Here is a 26,971-nt window from a genome sequence, read left to right on the forward strand (position 1 = left end):
GAAAAGGTAGAAGTAATAATGCTGGTAAAAAGCAACCGAATTTCGATGATTCATCTAATTTCGCTAAACAAAGCCAACCGACAGAAAAGAAGAAATAAGAAAAGGATCTCTCTTTATCAAGAGAGATCCTTTTTTAAATATATTGACGTTTCAGCACAACATATCGATTGCTTAACCAAATAGTCATAAATACAAGGCTTAAACTCCTGCGAATGGAAGCCAATTTAATATTATTGTCCTGCTTTTTCTAATGGGTGGAATGATTGCTCAAATTGTAGCCTTGAGGAACCCTCAGCGAGTTCTAAGTATAACTTTGATTGCATCAAGTATTTTTGGCTCTGAAGACAACAAACGGAATTTGCCTCCGATCGATGAGAAGATACTCACTTACCATGCTAATGGGGCCAAACTAAATTGGTCGGATGAAGAATCTGTTGCAAATTACTTGGTTACAGGATCAGTGTTACTCTGTGGTTCAAAGCATAAGTTCGATGAGAAGAGGGCTTATAAGCAGGTAGAAAAAGAAATAAAACGAGCAAATAACCTACTCAGTATGTTTAATCACTCACTTCTTAAAGGCGATGATTCTTATGAGGGGAAGTTAAAAGAAATTAATATACCTACTTTGGTTATCCACGGTACAGAAGATACGCCGTTGAATCTAAAATACGAATACGCTTGAAAACAGAAGTGTATGGAGAAGAAATTGGCATAGATGTGGCCAATTTTTTGCTTAGTAGTTCGGCGTAATTGGAGGAATAGCTTCTGTGATAATTGGCGAATCAGATTTATCTGTATATTTATTTGCTGGCCGTCTTTCAAGTTGTATTGGAGCTGCTATTGCTTTAGGATTTGGAACAAAATATCAAAATATAGAATTACGGATAAAAAAGACTAGTTAAAAATCAGAATTTAGTGTTGATAATGGTTGGAAGCGGAACATGGTTATTTATTAGGGGGCACTATACATGCCCATCATGCTAAGGTCTTGAAGTACCCCCTAAACGGAATTTTTACTTTTCTACAGTTATTTATGTGAATTCAACTCGTTTTTTTCGTTTTGGGGGTGATTGATTTCTTAGGTTGATAGCGGTGTGGCGGTACCTCATTTAGAAGACTAGTATATACTGCTAGTCTTTTTTTTGAAGTAAAAAGGCCACCTATTCCCTAGGAGGCCCTTTTATTTTATATAACTACAAGAACTTGCAACGATGGTGTTTTACAATAATGTCGCTAAGATTGCAAGTAAGCATGATCCAGATCTTGCTACATTATTACGCCGCCTTGCCAAAGATGAGACCCTTCATTATGCTTTTTATCGAGACGTCATTTGAACACATTTGGAATTGGAACTTAACTATTGCTATCATATTGCCAATATAATTAGAAATTTTAAAATGCCAGGTGCTGTCATGCCTGATTTTGAAAATAGAATGGCTGTGATTGCAAAAGAAGCGAATTATGGACCATTACATCCAGTACTTGATGTAGTGGTTGATTATTGGGGTTTAAAAGACTTACGACCAATTGCACCTCTAGCTGAAAAAGCAAGAATTGAGATTATGGAGTACCACACAAGATTGAAAAAAATACGGGAGCGATTTGGTCGTTTTCAAGGGAAAACTGATCTATGTTAATGAGTAGAGATTTCAGAATATAAGTGGGGAAATTCCCCTTCCCTTTATGGGGAATCTGACACACTCCCTATTGTTTTGGGGGTGTTTTTTACTTAATTTAATTTTTACCAAAAAAGTAGTTGACTACAAAAATGATTTTATGATATTATAAAATATTTGATAAAAAACAACATATATGTTAAGGTTAAGAAGGTTACCATATATGGAGGTGGATTATATGTTTCAAATTGGCGATAACATTGTTTATCCAATGCACGGAGCAGGTATAATTGAAGCCATAGAAGAAAAAGAATTCTCAGGAAAAAAGCAACAGTATTATGTTATAAAAATGTCAATCAGTAATATGCAAGTCATGATTCCTATGGGGAAAATATTAAGTTCGAGTATACGCCCAGTTACTGATATACTTGCATTAAAACACATTATACACATTTTTCAGCATGGAGAATCAGATAGATTATTACCGTGGAAACAAAGGTATAAAGTGAACACGGACAAAATAAAAACGGGTGAAATACAAGAAGGTGCCGAAGTTGTACGTGATTTAATACGTATGAAGAAAGAAAAAGCACTGAATACAAGCGAAAAAAAAATGTTGGATAACGCACATGAATTTTTGATTAGTGAACTAGGATTAATTAAAGGGATCACTGAAAATCAAATAAAAAGTTTCTGTTAAGATTCATTATAGATAATGTATTACATACCCCGAAAATATCCTGAATTTTTCGGGAATATGATTATTATTAAAAGTAAATCATTTCAAAGACATTCAACTTCTTCAACTCACTTTTTGAGTAGAAACCTCTTTTGTTATTACTTCAATCTAATCCATTTTTATTTTTAAATTTCTTTTACGAGCGTTCGAAGTTTCATCAAATAACGCGATCAAATAGTCACTTGATTTTTGAAATCCTGATTCACACTGGCACGGACAAGGATCCGTAAGGATGAAAGAGAGGTAGGGCTTTCATTGTTTTAGGTAATATATTATCTAAGTCATTATTTCTAGAAGAAAAAACAATCGATCTCACCGCTATCTCTTTAAGAGTTCCTTACATCTACTGAGACAGTGAATAGGTAATTGTTTATCTCTTCTTTACGTAAAATTGATAAACGAACTGGTAACACCATATGGTCAACTACAAAAAATGGTTTCCAGACCAGGAAACCATTTTTAATTTCATTTACATAACAATAATAAATTAAGCAGTAAGAAGGAGGGCACACATGAAAAAAATGTTAACAAAAGAATTAAGTAATGAATTAAAGAAGCGGGAAGGGGTCATTTCTATTACAGTTGAGCCTTATGAAAAAATCGAAGTTGGTGGAATTCGTGTAGATGGACCAGCTGTTATTCTAATTAATCAAGAATAGTTGAATGCATGAAGAAAAGGATCAGCCTTTAAAAGAAGGGAGGATCCTTTTTGTTTGCTACTTTTATCTGATGTGTTGGAGTTAAAACGGAAGGAGAGGGTCGGGATTATCATGGTGGAAAGCTTAATATTGGTAGGATTTCTTTTTACGTTATATAAATTAGTTGATAAAAAAACAAGCTAATTATTTAAAAAGATATATTGTTTCCCTTTTAAGGGCGAGATTTATTTGATAGTGAAATGGATAATGTAAAGGAGGAATTTAGATGGATGCAAGGAAAGAACGCATAAAATACGAGAAGATGTCAAAGAACTATGAACATATTTATTTAGTTTCGTTGCTCCTACTAATTGTACTTGTTTGTAGTAGTGTGGTTATCATAGGAGCTACAGGGGGAACATATGGAGTGTTTTTGTTGTTAGCAATTTTACTTAACGCACGTATTACGAAAGAATCTCAAAAAAAGTATGAGCACTATTCTAATAAAGGGCGTATTTAAAATGATACATAGCCTGAAAGGAACAACCTAGATGTACATGCAAAGTATCCCTATATCATTACCTATTAACTAGTAAAAAAGAATCGTATATAAATAATTTTTTAGTAATTTAGGAATAGAAAACGTAACTTATTAAAATGTTATTTCCGTTCATATAATGAATTATCCTTCTAGCATATTTATAGGATTTATATCATATAGTGAGAGAAAGAATGTAAGTTAGAAAGGAGTCTTATAGAATGAGTTGTTTGGAGGGAAATGACTTTAGTGAACAAAATATGGTAAGTGTACCTAATCCCTTAATTTGATTTATAATAGATTGGCGTCATAGACGACCAAATAAAAACACAGGGTTTTATCTCTGTGTTTCTTCAAATTTTCGTTTTTGAATATATGCTTGCGCATGAATAATTTCTTCCTGAAGCTCTTTTAATTCTTTCATGGATTCTGATTCAATAACCATGTAAGTAGTAACTAAACTGATCATCATATCCATCTTCTCTACTATATTTTGAATGACCTGTTCAGATTGCTCTTTTTTAGGGTGTTGTATTGCCTTTAATACATTTTCCATATAATTGTTTTTTCTTTGCTGGATATCATAAATAAACTGTTTTGTGTTTGAGTTCATTTGTTGTTCCTCCGTTTTGGATATACTTCTATTCTATCATATTTGAATAGAAAATATTGGATTCCCCTAAATTCACACCTGTCTCGTACATCTCCTCAAACAAACTTAGCTTGATGGCCATGGGGTACCGCCACATCGCTATCAAGCTAAGATTATACAACGTCAATTATAGTAGAGGTTGTTTCTTTTTTCTAAAGGCTACGTGTAGGGAACTTAAAGATTTGCATACGAAATAAACCCTAACGGGTTTCATTTTTTTGAATTAAGCCGCTTGATTATCAGACATGGCACAATTGTAAACGACACCTAATATATCAAAGACTGTATTCTTCTCATATCGATGAGATTTTCGCCCGTTTTTCTGTAGGAGGATAAACAGGAAAAGCAGGATCACTTGAGTTGGAAGCTTTTGATACAATCCGATATAGGCTTCGTGAATTTCATGGGTTTGCCCTGGTTGTAGCTGGAATGGATTTGGAAATTGTTACAGAAAAAAGACCCGCCATTCTTACAAATCTGGAAAATCGAAAATGGCTGTTTATGAAACTTTCTATATTTATACTTAAAGTTGGTGCTACTTCTTTATTGCATTAGATAGTAATGTAATTTATAATACGTTTAAATGATTAAATTCTTAAACGGAAGGTAATGTTAGCGAAATGAACTGTAATGATAAAGTAATGCATATTTTAGAAAATTTAAGACCATGTTTTCAAGGGTTGGGAGATCCAACTCGTCAGCAAATTGTATCACTTTTAATTGATAAAGATAGCTTGAATGTGACGCAAATTGCGGAGAATATTCCCATGTCAAGACCTACTGTATCTCATCATTTGAAAATATTGAAACAATCAGGGTTACTTCAAGTTCAGAAAAAAGGCACTGAAATGTATTATTGTCTTGAATTTAATGAAACAATAAATCTTTTAAAAGAACTTGTTTCTTTAGTTGAAGATGAATGTAAGAACTAGGTACTCATTTATAGTTTAGGGACACCTTTTGTCCCTTTTTTTAGCGATAATATGTTAAAAGGTTTAAGTTTTTAATCATTTAAACTTATAATCTCATACTAATTAAAATGGAGGTTTCAGATGAATAAAAAAACAGTATTAATTGTTGGTGGGTATGGAGTTGTTGGTGGTCAAATTGCTCGAATTTTACATGATCGACATCCTGATTTGGAAATTAGATTAGGAGGAAGAACCTTAGGGAAAGCGTTACCTTTTGAATCAGAGAGAGTAAAAATAGTCAAGGTAGACAACACAACAGATGATCCCTTAAGAAATTTGGATGATAATTTCACATTAGTTGTTAATGCGGTTAATGATCCTCAAGATAGACTACTCCTATCTGCAGTTCGAAAAAAAATTCCATTGGTTGACATTACTCGTTGGACTGAACGTTTTAAGAGTTCTATTGATCGATTAAAAAATGTTGAGGTGCAATCCCCTGTTGTATTAGCTTCAGGGTGGATGGGGGGGACAGCAGCCCTTTTTTCTAAAATTTATTCAAAAGATCTTCAAGAGGTTACGGTTGATATCAACGCACTATATTCTCTTCAAGACAAAGCAGGACCAAATTCAACAGCGTATATGGACCGGTTAACTATTCCGTTTGAAGTCAAAGATCGAGAGGGAATGCGACAGGCTTATCCAATGACTAATCCAATCAAAGTCCGCTTTCCCAACGGTTATATAACCAAATGTTATCGTTTGGATACTCCCGATCACGTAACCCTGCCAGAATCAATTCATGCTGTTTCGACTAACTTTCGTATTGCTTTTGATAGTAAAATCTCTACATATGGACTGGTTTCTCTGGTGAATACAGGGATTTGGAAAATGATTAGCGGAGAAAAATTTACCAATTTACGGAAAAATATTCTCTATAAACCCGGAAGGGGAAGTGCACATAACATAGTTATTCACCTTAAAGGTTATGATGCTACTGGTGTATTGCATAGACGATGTGTGAACATATCAGATCCGTTAGGACAGACACATCTTACTGCTTTAGGAGCAGCTGTCCAAGCAGAGAATATTCTACAAACATCTGATATTGTGGTTCTGGATTCTAAAATTTACTTTCCAGAAAATCTATTAGATTTGGGTGTGAATGCATGTGCAATTTTAGACTTTTATAGAGAATATGGAGTTAATATTACGACAGAAAATATATAAAAGGTACCGTTCTATTCGTGGTAGTAGGGGTCACATATGGCTATCAAGCTAAGAAATACAAATATATCCAAAAAGAGAGAATATGCATCTTCATGAGAAAATGTACATTCTCTCTTTTTGCGGTGTTATAAAATTCTTAAGTTGATGGACATGGGGTAGCACCACACATCCATCAACTTAAGGATTTAGACTATTCTTAAACTAAAAAGCACGTTACTATTCTCTTATGTTAATGAGAAAGGGTGACGTGCTTTTTATGAATATGCATCAAAAACAAGAGCTGTCTTTATTTGCCGAAGAGTTATATCGATATATGTCTCCCGCTACACTTAATCAATTAGCTATAGAAGCAGGTGGAATGAAACGAAAACGTAAGTGCCATGGGCACCATTTTTTATCTTTGTGTGTATGGTTAAATCAACAAATCGCTACAACCTCTCTTACTCAACTTTGTAGTCAATTAGAAACTTCAACAGGAATTTTATTAAGTCCTGAGGGACTGAATCGACGATTTAACTCGGCTTCTGTAGCTTTCTTTCGAAATGTATTTACTACACTTCTACAAGCTAAAATTGGAGGATCATCTACAATTTCTCATTCTCTTTCTGCTTACTTTGAGCGGATTCGCATCCTTGATTCTACAACCTTTCAAGTTCCAGATCGATTCGCAGCTACTTATCCTGGTGCCGGAGGCTGTAGTCATACAGCTGGTGTGAAAATTCAATTAGAGTATGACTTGTTGAGTGGAGAGTTTTCTGATGTGAAAATTGAACCAGGAAAACGAAGTGATCAGGCATATGGGGCGACTCGAATGGACATGACACAAAAGAATGAACTATATATTCGTGACTTAGGGTATTTTCGTTTACAAGACTTTAAATTGATCCAAGATAAGGAAGGGTATTATTTATCGCGTCTTAAATTACCAACTAAAATATATAGAAAAGAATTCGAAACAGTGGTATTTAAAACAAAACCTGCTCAATTGAGACCGGTATATATACAAATTCATTTGGAAGACATCATGAACCAATTACAACCTGGCCAAGTGTATGAATTACATGATGTATATGTAGGGAGCAAAGACAAACTACCCACTCGCATTGTGGTTTATAGATGTACAGAGGAGCAAAAACAGAAACGTCTACATGATCGAGCTATTCGTGAAAAGAAAAAAGGGATTACATATACAGAGCGTACGAAACTTTTACAAGGAATTACGGTATATATGACAAACATTCCTACGGAATGGGTACCGAAAGAGAAAATCTATGATTTATATTCACTGCGTTGGCAAATTGAGCTGTTATTTAAAATATGGAAATCTTGGTTTCGAATTCATCGTTGTAAATCTATTAAACAAGAGCGATTAGAATGCCACCTTTATGGACAACTCATTAGTATCCTATTATGTTCTTCTACTATGTTTAAAATGAGAGAACTCCTGTTACGTAAGAAACAGAAAGAACTAAGTGAATATAAAGCGATGTACATAATTAAAGATTATTTCTTACTTTTTCATCAAGCATTACATAAAAACACCCAAGAATTATCAAAGATTCTCCTTCGTCTGTTTAACCTCCTACAGCGAAACGGACGAAAATCTCACAGATATGAGAAAAAAACAGTCTTTGATATTTTAGGTGTTGTGTATGAGTATACCACTTCTGCCCATCAGGTAGCATAGCGAAAAATTTGAAACCCGTCAGGGTTTATTTGATGTGCCTACTTTTATAACATCTATAAAAGATAATAAAAAACTACGTGGAAAGACCGCATTTTGTATAAAAATATACGTTAAGTTGATGGATGTGGGGTAGCACCACATATCCATCAAGTTAAAAAACTAATTATCCCCCAAAACGAAAAAAACGAGCTGAATTCACATAAATAATTGTAGAGAGATAAAATTCCGTTTTGGGGGTACTTTAAGATTTTAAGTTGATGGGCATGGGGTAGCACCAACCAAACACAAATTTCGTACGCTACGACAGCGTAACGATTTTATGCTACCAGTAAAAAACTGATTAGTGAGAGCTCATAATCTGCGGGGGAGGGACACCCCCGCGAATTTAAGTTTCACTTTATAAAAAAAGTAAGGATCGACCGGTACCGCTCGTTATTGGACTATTACTTTTCCATCCATTCCTTTCAAGTAGTGGAACCGACATATTAGTTCATATGTACCGGGAGTTTCAGGTTTTACGGTAATTGTTATTTCTTTTCCTGACGGGACTTCGGCGTCAATTCCGAGTTTTTTCACTGTGAAGGTATGTTCTCTATTTCCTTTGTTTTTCAATAGCAACGTCGTCGTTTTCCCAACCGGAACAGTGATGATACTCGGATTAAAGTAATCATCATTCAATTCAACCTCAATAGGCTGTCTCACAACGTCGGATTCGGCAAATACACGGAGCGAACCTAAAGTAGTCATAACTACAATCATCGCAAGTGAAATGATTAATCCAGTTAATAGCTTTTTCACAGACATTCGTAATCCCTCCTTTCCTAAGCACTAGTGTTTTCAAATTACTAAAATATTATCAATATAAATGGGGTTTAGGCGTGGCTTAAATAGTAATTCTTTCGGCAACTCCTACTAATCAAGTACTAACTGGAATAGGATTTGGGTAAATAAAAAAAGCCTCCACTACTGTGGAAGCTTCTCCAAATGATGTGCAATATCAATATACATATCGGAATAAACCGAATGGATTTCATTACTAGGCGCAGCGTTAGAAGAGAAGTGGACGATTACCATACTTGCTTTCGGGTCGATGTAAAGGGTTTGTCCGTAACTGCCTAACACTTCGAAAGCACCTTGTTCATTGTGCGGAATCCACCATTGATTATGATAAGAAATGGAAGCACCACGACCAATTGCGAGCTCACCTTCTTGTACATTTTTCACACTTTCTGTAATAGAAGAAGGGACGATTTGTTTTCCGTCATATTGACCATTATTTAATAGTAATTGTCCGAACCTCGCCATATCTCTAGCAGTTGCATTTAAACCAGCGCTTGCTTGTTCTACTTTTGTTTCATCTGTAACGTAATACGCGTTTTCTTCCATACCAATTTGAGACCAAATTCGTTCGCTTACATTTTCAGCTAACGATTTCCCTGTAATCGTTCGGATAATCCAAGCGAGTGTTTCAGTTGATCCGTTATTGTAAGAAAAAGCTGAACCAGGTGGTGCAGTTTCTTCTGCTTCTAGTAACATATCATAAATTTTCATAGGCCCCTCGTAATTTTTACCTCGGGGTAAAATATTACTAGCTAAATATAGTTGTGCATCTTGATTTTCTAGTCCTAGCTGCATATATCCGTGAGTAGGGTATTCAGCGGAAACTTGCATGTCCATTAATTGCTGAAGTGTTGCTTTTCCAAACGGTGTATTTTTTAATTCTTTTATGTAAGTGTCAGCTGTTTTCTCTACATCAATAAGATTTTCTTCAGCGAGAGATTGTATGATTGCACCAGTAAACACCTTTGCTAATGATGCCATTCCATGAGGTTCACTCTCGTTATATCCATTGAAATATCGTTCATAAACAAGTTGACCATTATGTACAACGACAAAAGCATCTGTTTTGTTTTCGTCTAAAAGTTTTTTTAGAGGAGTCGTATTTCCAAATCTACGCTCCACAGCAAAATCGTCTAAGTTTTGTAACGCGGTAGGGAAGGGAGCAACTTGGTCAGGGATGTTTTTTACTTCATTTATTAAAGTGAATTCTTTCATATGTGTATACGACCAGCGTAAGTAAGGATCGTCCAACCAGTTTTCTTTTGTGACATTTGCTTTAGTGGGGGTCGTTTTATTATTTTTAAAAAAAGTAAACCCAAGCCCTGTAACTACGAATAGTAATACTAGTAACAGTAATAGCAGGGGAGATTTCTTTACATTCATATAGGTACCTCCTTTAGTTTCTATTATAAGTATACGCTCGTCTTAAAATAAATACAAAATAAGGAAAGTAAACGGGTAAGTTTACTTTCCTTATGAACGTTAAGCAGATATTTGTCCGTCTGTACTTTGTTTCTTGAATTTTTGTTTTCGTCCGTGTAATCCATAATATAGAAGTAAAGTGAACGCAACGATAATAGCTGCGATAAAATACATATTATGATAACTTGATTTGGCAGCGACTATACCTAAAATGAAAGAACCGAAGCCAATGCCACTATCAAAGAACGAGTAGTAAGTAGCTGTCGCAGAACCACGTCGATGGTTTGGAGCGGCAGAAATTGCAATCGTTTGGAAACTTGGAATTAATGTTCCGTATCCTAAACCGATTAACATACCTGCGCCAAGGAACCAAAATGAAGTTTGCGCTTGGCTTAAAATGAACATCCCAATTGTGAAAATAATAATAGCGGGATAAATAAGTACATTTTCACCGAAACGATCAAATATTTTCCCTGTAAATGGACGAGAAATGACCACAACAAGTGCGTATAAAATAAAGAAGTAACTTGCAATTTCGCTTAAACCGAGTTCTTTCGCATAAATAGGAATAAAGGATAAAATGCCACTATAAGAAAAGGCTAAAACAAATCCTGTTAGAGCGATTGGAATAGAAGATGGTTCAATTAAGTCTTTCCATTTCATTTTTTCTCGTTTTTGTTTGTTTACTGGTGCTTCATGCGGAATATTGACTAGTAATCCTAATAAAAATGCGAGTAATGAAAATACTGAACAAACGATAAATAGTACAGTAAATGAAAAATGAGAAATAATTGTTAAACCTAAAAAAGGACCAATTACCATCGGTAGACTCATAAATACGCCGTAATAAGCAAGTGCTTCGCCGCGTCTATGAGCTGGTGCTACATCAGTTACAATTGTTCCAGTTGCTGTTGTTGCCATTCCGAATCCAATACCATGTAAGAAGCGAAGGGCAAGTAATAAAAATAAACTTTGCGTACCGAAATACATAACAGTAGCGGCTAAAAATAGTGAAAGTGAAATAAATAATATTTTCTTTCTTCCTAAATCATCGAGCCATTTTCCTGTGAATGGTCTACATAAAACAGATGAAATAAGAAAAACAGTTGCAACTAAACCAATTTCCTCAGGTTTTCCTTTTAGGCTGTCTATAACATAGACAGGCAGAGTAGTCATAAGCATGTAAAATGTTAAAAAGAGAAACAGACTACTAAAACAAGTTCCGAGGAAATCCTTCGTCCAAAGTTTTTCACTTTGCATCGTCATCCCTCCATATTAATGATCTAAATTTTTGATAATTTGTTGTAACAATTGAAAAGCTTCATGTAAGTCTTCTTCTTTAATACCTTCTAGCGTCTTTTCTTCAAAGGAATCAACTTCTTCTTGCCATAGTGGAATCATTTTTAGTGCAGTATCAGATAATGAAATCAACTTTTCACGGCGATCTTTTCCTTCAGTACGAATAATCCAGCCCATCGTTTCCATACGTGTTAACGTACGAGTCATCGTTGGTGATTCAACATTTAAATACTGACATAATTCTGTTTGGGTACAAGATCCAGTTTGATTAATGCGGAAAATAACAGCCCATTGCGCACTAAATAATCCTGTTGGAGATACACGTTCATTAAATTTCTTCGTAAACTTACGAGAAGTTTGACTGACAATGTGGAAAAAATGTTGTTTTTCGTCCATGTATTTTGATCCTTTCAAATTAGTTACCTAGCTAACTATATACCTTTTTATTTTACTTGTCTAGTAATAGACATGTTGTTTTATGTGGAAATTTCGTATAGATTTTGTATTGAGAACGTACATTCTACATGGTATTCTTTAATTAAGTAAAGAATTTTCTTTCTATTAAAAGAATGGGGGAACTTGTGATGATTAAGCCTGCAACAATGGAGTTTGTTTCACTATCGAACGGAGAAACGATTGCGTATCAGGAAGTTGGAAGGCAAAATACAGAAATTCTTGTACTCATTCACGGGAACATGACATCGTCACAACACTGGGATTTAGTTATTGAAAAGTTGCAAGATCAATACCATATTTACGCTCTTGATTTAAGAGGATTTGGCCAATCAACATATAATCAATCGATAGATTCTTTACAAGACTTTGCAAGAGATGTAAAACTATTTATCGATCAATTAAAACTAGAAAAATTTTCATTAATGGGCTGGTCAATGGGCGGTGGTGTTGCGATGCAATTTACAGCGAATCATCCAACATTTGTCGAAAAGTTGATTTTAGTAGAATCAGTGGGAATGAAGGGATATCCAATTTTTAAAAAAGATATTAACGGGCAACCGATCGTATCAAGTTTAGTAAAGACGAAAGAAGAAATCGCGCAAGATCCCGTACAAATTGCTCCAGTGCTAGATGCGATAAAAAATATGAATAAATTATATTACCGTACAGTATGGAATCTATTAATATATACACATAATCAACCTGAACCGGATCGTTATGAAAAGTATTTAGATGATATGTTAACGCAACGTAATTTCGTAGATGTGAATTATGCGCTCATTACATTTAATATTTCGGATGAACATAACGGGGTTGTAGAGGGGAATAAGCAAATTCATCATATTAAAGCTCCAACACTCGTCATACAAGGTGACAGAGATTACGTCGTACCGCAAGTAGTCGGTGAGGAATTAGCAAAACATTTGCCAAATGCAGAGTTGAAGATATTAGAAGATTGCGGACACTCACCGTTTATAGATTGTTTAGATGTGTTTATAAAACATGTAGAGGATTGGTTAGACAATAAATAATTCCCCAAATATAAAACTTGCATATACTATAGCATTTGTATGTATAAGGGGAGAGAGTCAATGCATAATCCATTTTTAATATATCATTCTCCATATAATGATCATCAATATATAAAAATGATTATAAATCCGATGTATATGGAAGTTTCATCAGCTGTAGTTCCTTTGCAAGTGCAGCAATCAATGGTCCATACACATCCGATTTTATTTGGGCCTTCATTTTATGAAAATCCATATTTTAAGCATTTTCATTACAATGTGAAAGCGCAAGTATGGGAAGGATAAGAAGCTAAAAGGTTCATTCTTTTAGTTTCTTTTTTATTATGAATATTCGTACACGCATTTGAAGAAACAGTTTATAATGAAAAGTGGAAAGCGTGAAAAGGAGAGGGAAAGGGATGTCGATGCGTTTTACTTTTTGGATTATGGTTGGAATTGTAGCAATCTCAGGTTTGTCACAAGGGATGCTTTTACCTGCCATTGCAATGATTTTTGAACAAGAAGGGGTTAGTTCAAGTATTAACGGTATTCATGCGACGGCATTATATATTGGGATATTAGTTATTTCACCGTTTCTTGAAAAACCGATGCAAAAGTTTGGAATGAAGCCAATTATCGTTATTGGTGGGTTTCTCGTTATTATTTCATTATTCTTTTTTACACAAACTTTTTCATTTTGGGTATGGTTCGTTCTTAGATTTCTAGTTGGAGTCGGAGATCATATGCTTCATGTCGGAACACAAACATGGATTACGACAACATCAGACCCGAGTAAAATAGGTAGACAAGTATCGATATACGGTGTATTCTTCGGAATTGGTTTCGCAGTTGGCCCGTATTTAGCAAGCACTGTTCAGTACGGTCTTGCAACACCATTTATCGTATCTACTATACTTTGCTTAATAGGATGGCTTTTACTACTACCAACGAAAAATGCATTTCCAGCACAAGATGAGGCAAAAACTGAAAGTGAATCATCCTTTTCTCGTTATAAACAAGTCGTTGGATTAGCTTGGATTGCGCTAATTGGTCCGCTCGCATACGGCGTACTTGAAGCGATGTTAAATAGTAACTTACCAGTATACGCGCTTCGTAAAGGATGGTCTGTATCGGAAGTTTCCTTCTTATTACCAGCATTCGCAGTTGGAGGTATTATTACACAAATCCCGCTCGGTATATTAAGTGATAAATACGGAAGAGACCGTATTTTAACGTGGACGTTCAGTGTAAGTACGGGCATTTTCCTACTTGCAGCAGTATTTGATCAATATTACTGGATCGTCTTTGCATGTATGCTTATAGCAGGTATGGTCATTGGCTCGTGCTTCTCACTAGGGCTTGGATTTATGACAGATTTATTACCGAGACACTTACTACCAGCGGGTAATATATTATCCGGAATCGCCTTTAGTATAGGAAGTATTATGGGACCTGTATTAGGAGGCGTATTTATAGAAAAAATACAGTATACAAGCTTTTTTATTGCGGTTATGATTATAATGGGAATTCTCGCAATGGTATATATGGTCTACATGAAGAATCAATTCGCATCAAGAAAAATAGAAAGTAGGTTAGGGCATGACAAAACAACCTAATAAAAAGAAATTTGAAGTACTCGAAAACGAAACAATTACAGACTGCTTAGCGCGTATGGAACAAGAAGGATATGCACCGTCTCGTCGCATGGAAGAACCAATCTTTCATGAAGTGAAGAAAAACGGCAAAACAGAAGTTGAACCATGCGGTAGAAAAATTGTTTTTGAGGGGAAATTGAAGTAATCTCATAACAAATAGCCATCCAATTCATTTGAGTTGGATGGCTTGTTTTTTTACTGAACAATGAAAGGCTTAGCTAGAGATCTTTGTTAGTGAAGGTAGTATAGAGAGAAACTAACTACATGAAAATGTAAATTTAAGGATGATTAATGTATTGAATTTTAGGATTGGGACATCAGTTATAGAGCTGGATACCTATACATTTGAAGGAAAGAACAATTATACAAAAGTAGGATGTTTAAAAATATATTAATTTGTATAATAAAAACAAAACATATTTTAAAAAAATTAGAAAGGAGGGAGAAATATATAATGATACAAAGCATATATGAAACTCATTTACATGTCAGAAATTTAGAAAAGGCAATAGATTTCTATCAAAATAAGTTAGGTTTAGCATTAGCAAAAAGACTATCGAAAAGACGAGTTGCGTTCTTTTGGGTAGGAGAAAATAAAAAACAAATGCTCGGATTATGGGAAGTACATATAAATGAAGAATTTGAGACGAAACACTTCGCTTTTCGTGTAGATTTAGAGTTTTTATATGCTTCAAAATTATGGTTAGAGAAGCGTGGAATAGAGGTAGTAGGGAGTCAAGGGAAAGGAAATCGAGAACCAATTGTCCAAAGGTGGATGCCAGCTGCAAGCGTATATTTTCTAGATTGTGATGGAAATAAATTAGAGTTTATTTCTATGTTATATGATGATCCAGATGAACTAGAATATGCAACGTATTTAAGTGAATGGAATGCGGAGCACTAAGAAAAATAAAGTGGAACTTTAATCAGTAGTAGTTTTACAGCTTTGTATTATGTTAAATAGATAGAAACAAAATAAAATCCCTCAAGAAAAGGCACGTTCTTGAAGGATTTTTTTATGCTTTATATATTTTATATTGCTTGTAACGTATTAATGATGTTCACTTTTAGATATTTCAGCGCGTTGAATATAACCATCAGAGAAGCTGAAATAAAGAGAATAGCTTCCTCGATTATATATAAAGCCTTCACTAGTCATATCCTCTCCAATTCCATCTGGCTCACCAAACCACTCTTTTAATTCATCGATAGTGATATCCATTTTTACCCATATATATCTAGCGTCCGAAGGGTACATATCAATATTATAATCTCCATATACCGCTGTAGTAGGTGCATCACATTCTGTACATGGTGCTTGCTTCCAAACATCAGGCACTCCAAATTCTTTTTTTACCTCAGATATATCTTTACCCAGTACATCTAATTTAAATGGACCAAACGTCCCATCCTGTAAAGCTGTTGCTAACATTTGTTTCAGTTCTTCTTTTGTATTGATGTTGAAATTATAAGATCTGTTCTTTGCTATTGCATTATAGAAAAATTGTGCATACTGCTCACGTTTCACAAGCATGTTGCCATTAAAATTACCAGACTCGTCACCTTGGGATATCCGGTTACTACGTAGCGTATTTACAGATTCATAGGCCCAATGACCTTTTGGTACATCTTTAAAGTTCTCTTGTCCTTTTGAGTTTAATTGAAATGCCTTTTGCAATACTACTGCCATCTCATACCGATTTAATGCGTCATCTGGACGAAATGCACCTGTTCCATCACCTGTCATAATTCCAGCTTGCGCAATGGCTTTGATATCCTTTTCAAACATATGATTTGTAATATCACTAAACATATTTCCCTGTTTATCATCTGCTATTAAACCTAAATGTCGATTGACTAAAGAAGCAACCTGTCCTCTAGTAATGTTGTCCCCAAAACCAAATTTTCCATTTCCATATCCCTTATAAATCCCTGCTGCTGCTAAGTAATATTGGTATGTATTATGAGAAGGCTTGTAAACATTGTATATGGCATGATGAAATATAAAACGGCATATGAATTGCCGATAGTAGAAGAAAAAGAAGTAGTTTAATAAGGTTTACATGGTTTGCTTTTTTATTGTGAGGGTTTAAGATTACAACATAGGGTACGGGTAAAGGTAGTAATACAAACCCAAACAAAATTAAACTAACTTCAGAACGAGAAAAATACTATCGAATGAAAATAGATGAAGCCAAAGCGCGAGGAGATTATAAGGCAGCAGATGATATTAGATATGATCGTCATTGTGAAGAAACGAAACAACCTTTAGAGCGTAAAGATTGGGATGCTAGGACTGAAAATTTAAGAAAGAGCCAAGAGCGTGGAAGAGAAGAAGAAATAAAAGGGAGAAAAGCCTTGGGAGAACATCTTGATCGCCAATTAGAGGACAATAACGCTGGTGAGGTTGTTACATATACATCTAGTGAAGGGCATCTTACGCGTCCAGATAGTATTGGGCGTAATGATAAGGGTGAAATTGATTTAGTTCATGATCACAAACACAAAATGGGTGAAAAAGAGCAAACTATTCATAACGACAGGCAAATGCGAGCTGAAAGAGAAATGCTCGAAGATAAAAATGGAAGTCATATTGTGACAATATCAAGTGATAAACCCGATTTGAATGGGATTCCTCCTCATCCAAGACCAAGTGGGCCTTTAGCGAAAGAGAGTGACATTTTCTATACTGATCCAAATAGTGGTAAAGTGACACATAAGTGGGAAGCGCACCCAGATATCCCTGGTGGAGGTATATGGATAAAAATATAGATAAGTATGTAACTTTACTTTTTAGTATTAAGGGGGATTTAAATGAAACCTAATTATTTTACAATTGCAATGTATCCTACAGTATCGATTAATCAGGAAGAGATACTAGGTCGTCTTTTGGACGTGTTTGATTCGAATGAAAAATTTGCTCCTACTCATTGGGGTAACAGTGAGACCGTACGGGTAGAATATAATCGTGAGGAAATTCTTGAAAAGGTGATTTTGGAACGTAAAGTATCAGAAGTACACTTGTATCGTGATAAAGCAGTGCACTATAGAGGAAGCTTTAAAGTTAACTGGAGTCATAGGTCATATCTTGAGTTTGAGTTTCATAAATCAATACCTAAAAGTTTATGGTCTGCTTTTTTTGAGCTATCCGATCAAATCGCAGAAATTGTAAAACCACGTTTTGGAGTGTCGCAAATTTTTTGGAAAGCGTCTTATTCATGGAATACGGAACGTGAACGGTTACATATGTGGATGAATATGTCTGCCTTACCTATACCGGTAAGGTTTCTTCCTAACGGTCCTTTGGGGGTAGGCGTTAGAACATATTTGAGTGGTCATATTTTAGACATGTTTGATAAGGAATTATTACTAAATAGCCCAGCTGTCGTATCAGAGCTGGATTGGGGTGGGATTTGTATAGACCTTTTACAAAATCCATTAGAAGCCGATATAGATATGTTACTTGATAGTTGGTTACATGTAATGAAATACTTAGAACCAGCTCAAGTAATGGCCATGCCAAGTTTTCATGAAAGTCGAATGGTTGTAACTTATTCTCCAAATGTTGCTTGGAAGGAGTATCTGGAAAGTTAAATGAAAGGAATTTGTAATCATGGATGAGAAAAATAATGATAGAATAAGAGTCATGGAAATATTAAATCAATCTCAATACAATGATGAAATTATAGATGGGCTAGATATGAGCAATTTAGACCTTACTTTTTCTGATTTGTCAGAGGTGATGGCAGAGGGTATCATGGCAAAACAAGTCCATTTAAGAGCTTCTTCACTAGTGAGAGCATCTTTTTTTGATTGTGATTTTGAGTTTGCTGATTTCAGGAGCTGTAATTTAGAGGAAATACATATTGCAGATTGTAGATTTGGTGAAGCTAATTTCTCTAAAGCCAATATGAAATATGCAAAGGTAAATATAAGTAGTTGTTTTGAAACATGTTTTGATGAAGTTGATTTTTCATATGGAGAATTAGTTGGAACGATATTAAATCATGCTACTTTTCGCCATGCAAATTTATCAGGAATCAATGCGGAACAGGCTGACTGCACGGGAACAAATTTCAGCAATGCGAATCTTACAGAAGGTAACTTTGAAAAAGCATATTTAGAAGATGCTAATTTATCAGAAGTAAACGCTAGAAATGCAGATTTTACTGACGCAGATTTAACGGGAGCGAACCTTTTAAATGGGAATTTCACGGATGCGAATTTTACCGGTGCCAAGCTAGACAATGTAGTTTGGAAGGGAGCACAGGTAGAAGGAGCCAAGTTTGACGAAAATGTGAAGGAACAAATCTTAAAAATGATTTAAATATTATGGGAAGTATATACATTTGAGCACTCGAAAACCTATTATTGGTAGCGAGTGCTTTTTTCGTAGAGATTGATAAATAAGTGAAAATCAATATAGATTATTTTTAAGGATTGTTAGATAGATTAAGTCGTGAATATTATATAATTGAAATTAAACTAGCAAAAGATGTGAACCATCTCTCTTCAGTAAAGAGCAAGAAGTATTACTTAATGAAAGTGAAAGTATAAAAGAAGCCCATGATGCCTCAAAGGCGAGTATTCAGAGTAGGATCTCGAATTTGGAGAGTGGTGGGGTTAAGGGTACGGGTGAAGGGCCTGTAAAAGTAAACTATGGAGAACAATATGCTAGAGAAAAACGTAAAAAGATATTAAATCCAAATGTTGGGTATACAAGTAAAGAAGGATATACATATACAACAGATAGTCAAGGGCGTGTTGCAAGGATAGAGCCTTCAATTAGGTGATGTTAAGCGGAGTGGTAGGTGGGAATGACCGTTTGGATGATGATGATGGCGGACATTTAATTGCAACTATATTTAAAGGCTCTGGTAATATGGATAATTTAGTTCGAATGAGTAGTAACTTAAATAGAGAAGAATGGAAAAAACTAGAGAATGAATGGGCTAATGCTCTTAATGATGGTGATGAAGATAGATGGAGATTCAGGAATTTTGATAATGTACCAGGAGGAAAATTAGATGAATGATGTAAAATTAGGTAAGTTATACAATGAAATAGCAGAGGTTGTAATTGATACAATTCCAGAGAAGTGGTTTAAGGTTTGCCTGTATGGTGAGGTTGGGGAAGGTGCTCAAGAGTCATATTTTTATTACTACCCTGAAGAGAATAGTACTCCTATTTACAGTCATAGTATTTTTGAACTCTTTAATGTCCCAGAAGAAGAATATTTTAAGAAGTGGCATCGTTTGTTAGATTGTATTAAGAGAATGAAGAAAGAGTTTATTGATAATGATCAAGAAGCTTGGACAAATTTCACTATGATTTTTGATAATACAGGAAAATTTAATATTGACTTTAATTATGATGACCTTTCGGATGAAAATTCCCACGAGAGAATGATTATTTGGGAATATGAACATCTTGGTCTTATACCTAAAAGTAATTCAGGAAAAAAATACTTAGAAAAGCACCTTAAAAATCTTGAAGATACAAAAAATTGAGTGCAATACCATATATGATAAAAGCTTGTAGTGATTTAAGGTAAACATGCATAAGCATATATGAGAAGTGGGTAGAAAAAGAAATGGCTATTGTTGAGTACTTATTTGATAATGGTGTAATATTAGATGTTAGTGATCCAAATAGAAATTCACTATTCTCAGCAATTTATGATAGGCATCTTAATATTGTAAAGAATGGTATTGATATTACTGTAAAGTATACAGGGGATACTATGAAAGATATGGGAGCTTATGAATTTGCTACTGAAAGAGGACAAAAAAATTGCTGAATATTTAAAAATGTACACTTGAGGTCATATATTGAGGTAATAGAAAAGCGTGGAACCCCTACATATAATGAATGTTTCGGGTTTGTTCCTTTTCTTGGGTTAAGCGGATTATAAAGGTTGAAAACTTATGATCATATTAATTTAATTACCCAATTCATTTAAAAGGAGAAATGTATATGGACTATCAATCTGAGGTTAAGAGACTATATAGTTGTAGGTTTTTAAAAAATCAATCGGAATGTGAAGAGTTTGACAATGCACTAGAAAATTTAGCAGATTGTACTGATAAGGAGCTTATTCAAGAGTTGTGTATAGTATTTGAGGATGAAACACAAGAGGAAGAGGTTATGTTTGGTCTAGTTCATTTTATTGAAAGTTTTGAAATGGGAAAATATTTAACGGAGATGCCTAAAGCTTTATCAAAAATGGTTGAGAGTGCAAAAGAGTGGGCAATGCTATTAAATAAAAGAATTTTAAATGATGATTTGTATAGAAGTGAGTATGCTAAAGTGCTTGTAGGAATGAATTATGATATACAACTAAAAGTAATTGATTTACTTAATGAAATTATTACTAATAACCCGAAAAGATTTGAAATCACTGCCAATGAAGTTCTTAGTCAATTACAAGGAGTTCATAAAAATAAATGAGAATTGTAGAATTTATTGTATTATAGATAAAACTGAGAACACCCTAGCGAAGAGTTAGGGTGTTTGTGTTATATAGTTTCACCATATGCTTCCGAATTAGGGGCAGGAGTAATCAACGAATCTTTTGTAGCGTTTCCTATAATAGAATGTAGGTGTTTAACATTTAAATATAGGAAGAAAAACAATTAAGCTTTTATTTTATTTAAAATGGATACTCTATTAGTAGTGAATAGTAAATAATTTTGCTTTACTGTCTTAATTAAAATACGATCAGTTGTACCATATGCTGTTCCAATTCGGATTACGCTTTTTTCTTCAACACCAGCATATGTATTATCTTCAGTTACCTCAGTGATTTCACATAATGGAATATGAATTGTAGAGAATTGCCATGAAATAATTAGTTCATCTTTTGTTTTTTCAACATGAATACCTAACATATTACCAGAACCTTTCTATATTAAAATTTCACTCATACTATTTTATTATACAAATTTATAGATTGTATTTCTATTTTTTTACAAGGGTTATACGACTAACAACGAGAAAAATGTTTATAATTACTTTCATTCCTATTATAATGAATTCTACAATAGAAAACAGAACGTATATTTGGTATAATCGAAATATAATATATGAAACGATGTACATGAGTTTGAGATTTATGAAAAAAGGTAAGTAATACATAATAATAAATACGCTATAGGATTCAGTTCATGTTATACAAATCAATCGTTAGAAAGGAAAAGAAGTATGAATCAAATTTCATTCGAAGATTTATTTGAAGAAGAAAACAAACCAGAAAAGGTGGAGGTAGCTGAGATTCCCGTACCTTTATCGCCCTTACAAAAGGATATTTTAGAATTAATTAATTCTGAAGAAATACGTGCACTTGAGTTATGCGAACAATTAATACGAGCTGGTAAAATATCAGATGAAAGATTCACAACGAATAAGCCTAAAGCATATGGGCAAGTATGCTTACTATTAGAAGGGTTTGTTAAAGAAGAAAAGCTTATTTTTGTCAAAAGTGATGAGAAAAGAGATAGAGTATATAAATTGAAAGACGAAGATTCTAACGAATAAAATGTATAAAGTATAGTAATGAAATAAGGAAGTCCTCATATTTGTGTTGAAAGATTATTTTCACATAAGCGTGGGGATTTTTTTGAGGGAGGATGTATGAAAGATTGGGAGTATAACGAATTATTTCATACAATTCGGGAGGTGTATGAAGAGTTATTAGATGAAGAGAGAGGGTATCGATATGCTATAGCAAAACTAGCGGATGAATTTGATAATTTAGGAAAGATTGAAGATGTTATCGTTGATACTGCCATAGGAGAAATAGCAGTCGATCATCATATGGTTTTTGTTGGACGTATTAAAGGTATAACAAAGAGGCTAAGTATGTTTAACCTTCAAGAGGCAGAAGGTGAATTGACAGTAGAGGAAATAAAAGGTTTATCGATAAGAATAAATAATGTAATAGAAGGATTAAAAAATGTAAAGGTTGCTTATAAATCTTCGATTGAATAGTTCATGGAGACATAGTTAGACAAGAGAACAGAAATATAGGAGGTGATGTTATGGAGGGGAAAAGTATAAATAAAACAATAAGAAATGCTATTAAGCTTGGTGATATTAATGAAGTAAAACGTCTAATAGGTGATAATCTAGAATTTTTACATTCAATGACACCATTTGGTACGTGGTTACATGTTGCAGCAAAGAAAGGGCATATCGAAATTGTTCAGTATTTGATTAATAAAGGGATAGATATGAATGCTAGAGGCGGTACATTTGATGCTTCTGCATTAAATTTGTCCGCAGGAGCAGGACATTTGGAAATAGTAAAATATTTGGTAGACTCTGGTGCCGAATTGGATGTAAGTTTAGCAAAAAGAAATCCACTATTTGGAGCAATTTATGGCGGACATAAAGAAGTAGTTGAGTTACTAGTTGAAAAAGGAATAGATATTTCAATTAGATACACTGGAGAAAACTTTAAGAATATGAATGCTTATGAATATGCTGAAGAATTCGGACAAACAGAAATTGCTGCATACATAAAGCGTAAGATGGATAAGAGATAATAAAGATTGTAAAAGGGATAAGACTAAGAATAAAGAGATTAATAGGGGCAGTGATAAATGAAAATAGTTACATAACCTCGTTCCTAATAAAAAGGGGGGGGATTAAAATGAAACCGAATTATTTTACAATCGCAATGTAACCGACAGTAGTATTTAACGAAGAAGAGATATTAAATCGTCTTTTGGATGTATTTGAGTCAAATGAAAAATTTGCTCCTACTCATTGGGGGAACTGTGAAACAGTGAAGGTAGAATATAACCGTCAGGAATTTATAGAAAAAGTAATTTCGGAGCGTAGAGTATCTGAAGTTCACCTGTATCGTGATAAAACAGTGCACTAATAACTCTAAAATCAACCATTATGTATATTTTGGAGTTACTTGACGTTAACTCTACATCAGTAGAGTTAATAAATTATTTAAATAAAAAACTGTTAATAAAAAACTAGAATTAATGACGGGTTATATTCACTTAAGAATATAACCCTATTTATCAGAACTAGTAGAATATAAGGAGATTATCCCACGGGTTATTTGCAAATATTAGACGAGGAATGTTTGACGTTGTAAAAGAAAAAGTATTTACTCTTATATCATTATTGATGTTGTCCTCAATTTTCCTCATGTAGCACTTGAAAATCAGTAACAAGTGAAACGATTTTTCCTGCTTCATCGATTCCCCAATAGGAAGGATAAAATCCATCTCCATAACCTGAACGGAATATAATGATATTACTTCCTGTTTCATCACACACCACGCAATTTCCCCAATCTTCATCATGTTCTGTTAGTATGTCATCTATAAGATCATCATACAAACTAGTAAATTCTTCTCCTAGTTCTTGTTGTAACCTGTCTTCTATTTTTTCTAACTTACCAATTGCTTCAACATCTGCAAAGCACCCTAAGCCTGTATCAACTGGGTAACCAAAAATATATCCGTCTTCCAGTTCAATGACATTTTGTCCTGGTTTTGTTGCCATCTTCCATCCTACCGCTTTTGACTCCGACAATTTCAATTCAGCACCAGCAATGACTCCATCTTCCTTATGCCACCAAGCAACAATTGGATATGTACCTGGCTGAATTGTTTGTTCGAAGTGATTTTCATTAAAAATAAGAGGATCACAAGCAACAATTTTACCTGAAGTAACTTTCAACTGTTCTAGTGCTTCGGAACGCAGGGCCTCACTATCCGGTTTAGATAATTCACGTAATAACTTTGACATAATGTTTCTCTCCCTTTCCTTTTAAAATATTTGTTGGTGCTGCCTCCCATATATTTTTACATGAGTTACATTTGTGTTCTGTGGTATTTCTAGCGCCTTTGTATGTTCCTATAACTTCGATGTTATCGCCATGAACTTCTAAAACCTCTGCGGCATATCGTACCCGCGTTTTTCTAATAGTTCCGCAGCATATTCTTCATACGTTTTACGTTTTCGGATATATTGCTCCCCCGTACAAGTGTAGATAGAACAAACCTTTATTCATTGAAAAATATAACAAATGAATTTGACTTTAAAATTAGACCCAGTTTTGAGGATGTAAATAATAATCCACCCGTTGATTATATTATTTTAAGGGTAAAAATGCATTAATTAAAAATTCAATAAAAGAAGATCGAACTAGATAGTCTTTCTAGATTGATCTTCTTATTTTATATTCTCAAGGGATATTCCCCTTCACTGCAACTCATTGCAATATGTCTACTTCTGTGACATATTACACAATTGTACAGAGATAATGAAGTAATATGAAAAATAATATAAAGATTTTAATTTAATCCTATATATTTTTTATAAATTCTAAAAGTAAATCCCTTATTTTTGGTATGATTGACAGAGATTATTTAATTTCTTATGAATATTCTTGAAAAGGGAGTCATGCTGTATGAAATCAATAAGTGTAAATGGGAATATATATCATATTGAATCTATTCCTTTTGAAGATAAGAGTGAGCAGGATGAAGAGGGATACTACGAATATTTTTACAAAGGAGTCAATTTATCGTTTCACTCGGACAAAGAAATAATTAAAGCCCGAATTTATGACGAGGAAGAAATAATATATTTCTTAAAAAATCCATCTCTTGCTTTTGGTAAAGATTTTGAAGCTATAAAAGTATATATAATTAAAGAATATGATTTAAATAAATTTAAAATTCCAGGTGAAAAAAAAGCCTATATAGAATTATAGCTATAATTCTATATAGGCTTTACCATGATATATTAAATGCAAGAGATAGGTAGTTATATGATTCATGAAGCTGAACCAAAGGACAGTAATATAATTAAATATCTATATTAAAAATTGGTTGTTCCCAAAACGACAAAAATGAGCTAAATGATCATAAATAATTGTAAAGAGTTAAAAATTTTTGTTTAGAGGGAGTTCATAACTGTAGCTTAATGGATGTGGTGCTACCCACATCCATTAATTTAAGGATTTAGTGTTGGTTTAGAATGAAGTTTGGTTAAAAAATAATTCTAAACCCTGGATTTCATTGCATATAAAAAGCCACTGTTTTAAACAATGATTTAACAAAACGATGGATTCCTTTTACTTCAAGAACTGTTTTTATAAAAAAATTGATTATTTCCCACCCGTGTTTCTATACAATTGCGCCCGTTTGTGTAGTCAGGGGTTATTTGATATATTATTCTGTTACAATGAATTGAGAGTTATCAAGCTCATTATTTTTAAATTCAAACGTGACATAAACATTCGTTTTTGTTAAAAAACATAGACCAATTATAATAAAACAGGAAAACTCACAAAGTACTTATGCCTGTGGATGATGAAAGGAATGTATTCGAAATTGAGTAAATCAAGTGAAATAAGTAGATTTGAAAATAGATTCTCAGAAAATGTGATTGAAATAGCAGCTGTCACAGGGGCATTAGGAATCGGTGCATCAAAAGGCGGTGACAACATTTTGTGGACTGCGTCAATTGATTTGATTGCGTGGAAAGACTTACATAACAATGAAACGATTACAAACGAAGACATACGACTTGCATGGTTGGTTGATGATGCAGAATGGAGAAAATCAAAAGACATTTTGACAGCAAATACAGTTGTAACATTACAGGTGCGCAAGTCAGAAAATTCATTGATGCTTGTTAAGGTTTTGGAAACACCATATAAAGATGATGAGTTGGAAATCATCTTACAAGATGCAATGAAACCGCTTTTTTATCATGATGAGATGATGGGTGTGTTTGAACTTGATAAAAGAGTGAAAACTTTTGAAAAGAGAATATCTTGGGCTGGTGAAGAATGTCATTTATATTTTGATTGGAGTGAAAACAAACATATGATGAAGTCTGCACTGGAAACAGCACATGCACTTTTCAAAGAGCAAGATGAATGGAAAATGAAAATGTACGCTGCAAAAGAACTGGTAGAGTTAGCAAATGAATGGCTACAAGATGATGATGAAGCAGAAATCGACGAAATTACAAAAGAAATGTTCATTAATTCCATCACATTAAGCAGCTTAAGCGTTTATTCAGAAGGTGATTTTGAAATATTCTTTTTGGATGGAGATATATTTTGGGGACATTCTATCATTGTAAGCGGAAATATTCATGAGGGGCTCTCTTCGGCTGAGATTGCAGGATAAAGTGAAAATTCCATCAGTGGGGATTTTTCTTCATCCTTACTGATGGATTATTTGAACCACTCGGGCACTTACTGCCCAAAAGTAGCGTGATAAATTGTTATAATT

The 26,971-nt window shown here is 34.0% G+C and carries 30 protein-coding genes and 6 pseudogenes; 28 read left to right on the forward strand and 8 right to left on the reverse strand.

The window, feature by feature from the left end; all coding sequences use genetic code 11:
- Nucleotides 1–250: 250 nt before the first annotated feature.
- The 6 genes and pseudogenes from BG05_RS15495 to BG05_RS15515 all read left to right on the forward strand — a co-directional run.
- Nucleotides 251–679, forward strand: a pseudogene (locus BG05_RS15495) (alpha/beta fold hydrolase); the annotation flags it as partial.
- Nucleotides 680–740: 61 nt separating this feature from the next.
- A pseudogene (locus BG05_RS29650) lies at nucleotides 741–902 on the forward strand (DMT family transporter); the annotation flags it as partial.
- 291 nt (nucleotides 903–1,193) lie between these two features.
- Nucleotides 1,194–1,637, forward strand: a pseudogene (locus BG05_RS29655) (acyl-ACP desaturase); the annotation flags it as partial.
- Nucleotides 1,638–1,854: 217 nt separating this feature from the next.
- Complete coding sequence (locus tag BG05_RS15505) at nucleotides 1,855–2,316, forward strand: CarD family transcriptional regulator (RefSeq protein WP_002131165.1); 462 nt, start codon at nucleotides 1,855–1,857, stop codon at nucleotides 2,314–2,316.
- Between the two features lie 551 nt (nucleotides 2,317–2,867).
- Nucleotides 2,868–3,014 (forward strand): BC1881 family protein, encoded by a 147-nt coding sequence (locus tag BG05_RS30585; protein ID WP_000738549.1) that lies wholly within the window; start codon nucleotides 2,868–2,870, stop codon nucleotides 3,012–3,014.
- Nucleotides 3,015–3,279: 265 nt separating this feature from the next.
- Complete coding sequence (locus BG05_RS15515; RefSeq protein WP_002131164.1) at nucleotides 3,280–3,513, forward strand: hypothetical protein; 234 nt, start codon at nucleotides 3,280–3,282, stop codon at nucleotides 3,511–3,513.
- Nucleotides 3,514–3,868: 355 nt separating this feature from the next.
- On the opposite strand, the gene BG05_RS15520 is transcribed toward BG05_RS15515, so the two are convergent.
- A complete protein-coding gene (locus BG05_RS15520; protein ID WP_002165394.1) occupies nucleotides 3,869–4,144 on the reverse strand; it encodes a hypothetical protein in 276 nt (91 codons plus the stop codon).
- A gap of 399 nt (nucleotides 4,145–4,543) precedes the next feature.
- Between BG05_RS15520 and BG05_RS15525 the strand changes: the two genes are divergently transcribed.
- The 4 genes from BG05_RS15525 (at nucleotide 4,544) to BG05_RS15540 (ending at nucleotide 8,011) form a co-directional block, all read left to right on the forward strand.
- Nucleotides 4,544–4,738 carry a hypothetical protein gene (locus tag BG05_RS15525; protein ID WP_002128171.1) on the forward strand — a complete coding sequence of 65 codons (195 nt, stop codon included), beginning with the start codon at nucleotides 4,544–4,546 and terminating at the stop codon, nucleotides 4,736–4,738.
- A 65-nt stretch (nucleotides 4,739–4,803) separates the two neighbouring features.
- Nucleotides 4,804–5,115 carry an ArsR/SmtB family transcription factor gene (locus BG05_RS15530; RefSeq protein WP_002013825.1) on the forward strand — a complete coding sequence of 104 codons (312 nt, stop codon included), beginning with the start codon at nucleotides 4,804–4,806 and terminating at the stop codon, nucleotides 5,113–5,115.
- A 120-nt stretch (nucleotides 5,116–5,235) separates the two neighbouring features.
- Nucleotides 5,236–6,324 carry a saccharopine dehydrogenase NADP-binding domain-containing protein gene (locus BG05_RS15535; protein WP_016127290.1) on the forward strand — a complete coding sequence of 363 codons (1,089 nt, stop codon included), beginning with the start codon at nucleotides 5,236–5,238 and terminating at the stop codon, nucleotides 6,322–6,324.
- 256 nt (nucleotides 6,325–6,580) lie between these two features.
- The gene (locus tag BG05_RS15540; RefSeq protein ID WP_078214475.1) at nucleotides 6,581–8,011 is read left to right on the forward strand and encodes an IS4-like element ISBce2 family transposase; all 1,431 of its coding nucleotides are present in this window, start codon (nucleotides 6,581–6,583) and stop codon (nucleotides 8,009–8,011) included.
- 432 nt (nucleotides 8,012–8,443) lie between these two features.
- Here the strand turns inward: BG05_RS15540 and BG05_RS15545 are convergent, their stop codons facing one another.
- From BG05_RS15545 to BG05_RS15560, 4 genes are all read right to left on the reverse strand, one after another.
- On the reverse strand, nucleotides 8,444–8,815 hold the full coding sequence (locus BG05_RS15545; RefSeq protein ID WP_002084529.1) for a cupredoxin domain-containing protein: 372 nt from the start codon (nucleotides 8,813–8,815) through the stop codon (nucleotides 8,444–8,446).
- Between the two features lie 159 nt (nucleotides 8,816–8,974).
- Nucleotides 8,975–10,234, reverse strand: coding sequence for a serine hydrolase domain-containing protein (locus BG05_RS15550; RefSeq protein ID WP_003193116.1), 1,260 nt, complete (start codon nucleotides 10,232–10,234; stop codon nucleotides 8,975–8,977).
- A gap of 99 nt (nucleotides 10,235–10,333) precedes the next feature.
- Nucleotides 10,334–11,533, reverse strand: a complete 1,200-nt coding sequence (locus BG05_RS15555; protein ID WP_002128166.1) for an MFS transporter — start codon at nucleotides 11,531–11,533, stop codon at nucleotides 10,334–10,336.
- A gap of 15 nt (nucleotides 11,534–11,548) precedes the next feature.
- Entirely contained in the window at nucleotides 11,549–11,968 is a 420-nt protein-coding gene (locus BG05_RS15560; protein WP_002128165.1) for a MarR family winged helix-turn-helix transcriptional regulator, read from the reverse strand.
- Nucleotides 11,969–12,141: 173 nt separating this feature from the next.
- Here BG05_RS15560 and phaZ point away from each other — a divergent pair, with 173 nt between their 5' ends.
- The 5 genes from phaZ (at nucleotide 12,142) to BG05_RS15585 (ending at nucleotide 15,597) form a co-directional block, all read left to right on the forward strand.
- On the forward strand, nucleotides 12,142–13,059 hold the full coding sequence (phaZ, locus tag BG05_RS15565) for an intracellular short-chain-length polyhydroxyalkanoate depolymerase (protein WP_002013809.1): 918 nt from the start codon (nucleotides 12,142–12,144) through the stop codon (nucleotides 13,057–13,059).
- Nucleotides 13,060–13,119: 60 nt separating this feature from the next.
- Complete coding sequence (locus BG05_RS15570; RefSeq protein WP_002128163.1) at nucleotides 13,120–13,344, forward strand: hypothetical protein; 225 nt, start codon at nucleotides 13,120–13,122, stop codon at nucleotides 13,342–13,344.
- Nucleotides 13,345–13,457: 113 nt separating this feature from the next.
- Nucleotides 13,458–14,654 carry an MFS transporter gene (locus BG05_RS15575; protein WP_002128162.1) on the forward strand — a complete coding sequence of 399 codons (1,197 nt, stop codon included), beginning with the start codon at nucleotides 13,458–13,460 and terminating at the stop codon, nucleotides 14,652–14,654.
- Nucleotides 14,638–14,838: an NETI motif-containing protein gene (locus BG05_RS15580; protein WP_000166305.1), complete on the forward strand. Its 201-nt coding sequence runs from the start codon at nucleotides 14,638–14,640 to the stop codon at nucleotides 14,836–14,838. Before BG05_RS15575 ends, BG05_RS15580 begins: the two co-directional genes overlap by 17 nt.
- Nucleotides 14,839–15,147: 309 nt before the next feature.
- Nucleotides 15,148–15,597 carry a VOC family protein gene (locus tag BG05_RS15585; protein WP_016127289.1) on the forward strand — a complete coding sequence of 150 codons (450 nt, stop codon included), beginning with the start codon at nucleotides 15,148–15,150 and terminating at the stop codon, nucleotides 15,595–15,597.
- 147 nt (nucleotides 15,598–15,744) lie between these two features.
- Here BG05_RS15585 and BG05_RS15590 read toward each other — a convergent pair.
- Nucleotides 15,745–16,641, reverse strand: a pseudogene (locus BG05_RS15590) (S-layer homology domain-containing protein); the annotation flags it as partial.
- Between the two features lie 194 nt (nucleotides 16,642–16,835).
- Between BG05_RS15590 and BG05_RS15595 the strand changes: the two are divergent.
- The 7 genes and pseudogenes from BG05_RS15595 (at nucleotide 16,836) to BG05_RS15630 (ending at nucleotide 21,143) form a co-directional block, all read left to right on the forward strand.
- Nucleotides 16,836–17,465 (forward strand): ADP-ribosyltransferase, encoded by a 630-nt coding sequence (locus tag BG05_RS15595; RefSeq protein WP_286675532.1) that lies wholly within the window; start codon nucleotides 16,836–16,838, stop codon nucleotides 17,463–17,465.
- 42 nt (nucleotides 17,466–17,507) lie between these two features.
- On the forward strand, nucleotides 17,508–18,287 hold the full coding sequence (locus BG05_RS15600; protein WP_003193129.1) for a hypothetical protein: 780 nt from the start codon (nucleotides 17,508–17,510) through the stop codon (nucleotides 18,285–18,287).
- Between the two features lie 19 nt (nucleotides 18,288–18,306).
- On the forward strand, nucleotides 18,307–19,020 hold the full coding sequence (locus BG05_RS15605) for a pentapeptide repeat-containing protein (protein WP_016127288.1): 714 nt from the start codon (nucleotides 18,307–18,309) through the stop codon (nucleotides 19,018–19,020).
- A gap of 226 nt (nucleotides 19,021–19,246) precedes the next feature.
- Nucleotides 19,247–19,728 (forward strand): annotated as a pseudogene (locus tag BG05_RS32160) (DNA/RNA non-specific endonuclease).
- Nucleotides 19,721–20,203 (forward strand): antitoxin YezG family protein, encoded by a 483-nt coding sequence (locus BG05_RS15620; RefSeq protein WP_016127286.1) that lies wholly within the window; start codon nucleotides 19,721–19,723, stop codon nucleotides 20,201–20,203. Before BG05_RS32160 ends, BG05_RS15620 begins: the two are co-directional and overlap by 8 nt.
- 74 nt (nucleotides 20,204–20,277) lie before the next feature.
- Nucleotides 20,278–20,515 (forward strand): annotated as a pseudogene (locus BG05_RS15625) (ankyrin repeat domain-containing protein); the annotation flags it as partial.
- Between the two features lie 154 nt (nucleotides 20,516–20,669).
- Nucleotides 20,670–21,143 carry an Imm30 family immunity protein gene (locus tag BG05_RS15630; RefSeq protein WP_016127285.1) on the forward strand — a complete coding sequence of 158 codons (474 nt, stop codon included), beginning with the start codon at nucleotides 20,670–20,672 and terminating at the stop codon, nucleotides 21,141–21,143.
- Nucleotides 21,144–21,328: 185 nt separating this feature from the next.
- Here BG05_RS15630 and BG05_RS15635 read toward each other — a convergent pair whose 3' ends face one another.
- Nucleotides 21,329–21,583, reverse strand: coding sequence for a SunI/YnzG family protein (locus tag BG05_RS15635; RefSeq protein ID WP_003193145.1), 255 nt, complete (start codon nucleotides 21,581–21,583; stop codon nucleotides 21,329–21,331).
- A 313-nt stretch (nucleotides 21,584–21,896) separates the two neighbouring features.
- Here BG05_RS15635 and BG05_RS15640 point away from each other — a divergent pair, with 313 nt between their 5' ends.
- From BG05_RS15640 to BG05_RS29665, 4 genes are all read left to right on the forward strand, one after another.
- A complete protein-coding gene (locus BG05_RS15640; RefSeq protein WP_003193148.1) occupies nucleotides 21,897–22,229 on the forward strand; it encodes a DUF3895 domain-containing protein in 333 nt (110 codons plus the stop codon).
- 96 nt (nucleotides 22,230–22,325) lie between these two features.
- A complete protein-coding gene (locus BG05_RS15645; RefSeq protein WP_003193150.1) occupies nucleotides 22,326–22,682 on the forward strand; it encodes an Imm3 family immunity protein in 357 nt (118 codons plus the stop codon).
- Nucleotides 22,683–22,732: 50 nt separating this feature from the next.
- Nucleotides 22,733–23,239: an ankyrin repeat domain-containing protein gene (locus BG05_RS15650; RefSeq protein ID WP_003193152.1), complete on the forward strand. Its 507-nt coding sequence runs from the start codon at nucleotides 22,733–22,735 to the stop codon at nucleotides 23,237–23,239.
- A gap of 182 nt (nucleotides 23,240–23,421) precedes the next feature.
- Nucleotides 23,422–23,580, forward strand: coding sequence for a hypothetical protein (locus BG05_RS29665; protein ID WP_003193154.1), 159 nt, complete (start codon nucleotides 23,422–23,424; stop codon nucleotides 23,578–23,580).
- Between the two features lie 269 nt (nucleotides 23,581–23,849).
- On the opposite strand, the gene BG05_RS15655 is transcribed toward BG05_RS29665, so the two are convergent.
- On the reverse strand, nucleotides 23,850–24,467 hold the full coding sequence (locus tag BG05_RS15655) for a DUF4241 domain-containing protein (protein ID WP_003193155.1): 618 nt from the start codon (nucleotides 24,465–24,467) through the stop codon (nucleotides 23,850–23,852).
- Between the two features lie 664 nt (nucleotides 24,468–25,131).
- Here BG05_RS15655 and BG05_RS15660 point away from each other — a divergent pair.
- Together BG05_RS15660 and BG05_RS15665 are read left to right on the forward strand one after the other, a co-directional pair.
- A complete protein-coding gene (locus BG05_RS15660) occupies nucleotides 25,132–25,437 on the forward strand; it encodes a hypothetical protein (RefSeq protein ID WP_016127284.1) in 306 nt (101 codons plus the stop codon).
- A gap of 601 nt (nucleotides 25,438–26,038) precedes the next feature.
- The gene (locus tag BG05_RS15665; RefSeq protein ID WP_033734665.1) at nucleotides 26,039–26,866 is read left to right on the forward strand and encodes a DUF2262 domain-containing protein; all 828 of its coding nucleotides are present in this window, start codon (nucleotides 26,039–26,041) and stop codon (nucleotides 26,864–26,866) included.
- The last annotated feature ends 105 nt before the right edge of the window (nucleotides 26,867–26,971 follow it).

Source organism: Bacillus mycoides (genome assembly GCF_000832605.1).
GTDB lineage: Bacteria > Bacillota > Bacilli > Bacillales > Bacillaceae_G > Bacillus_A > Bacillus_A mycoides.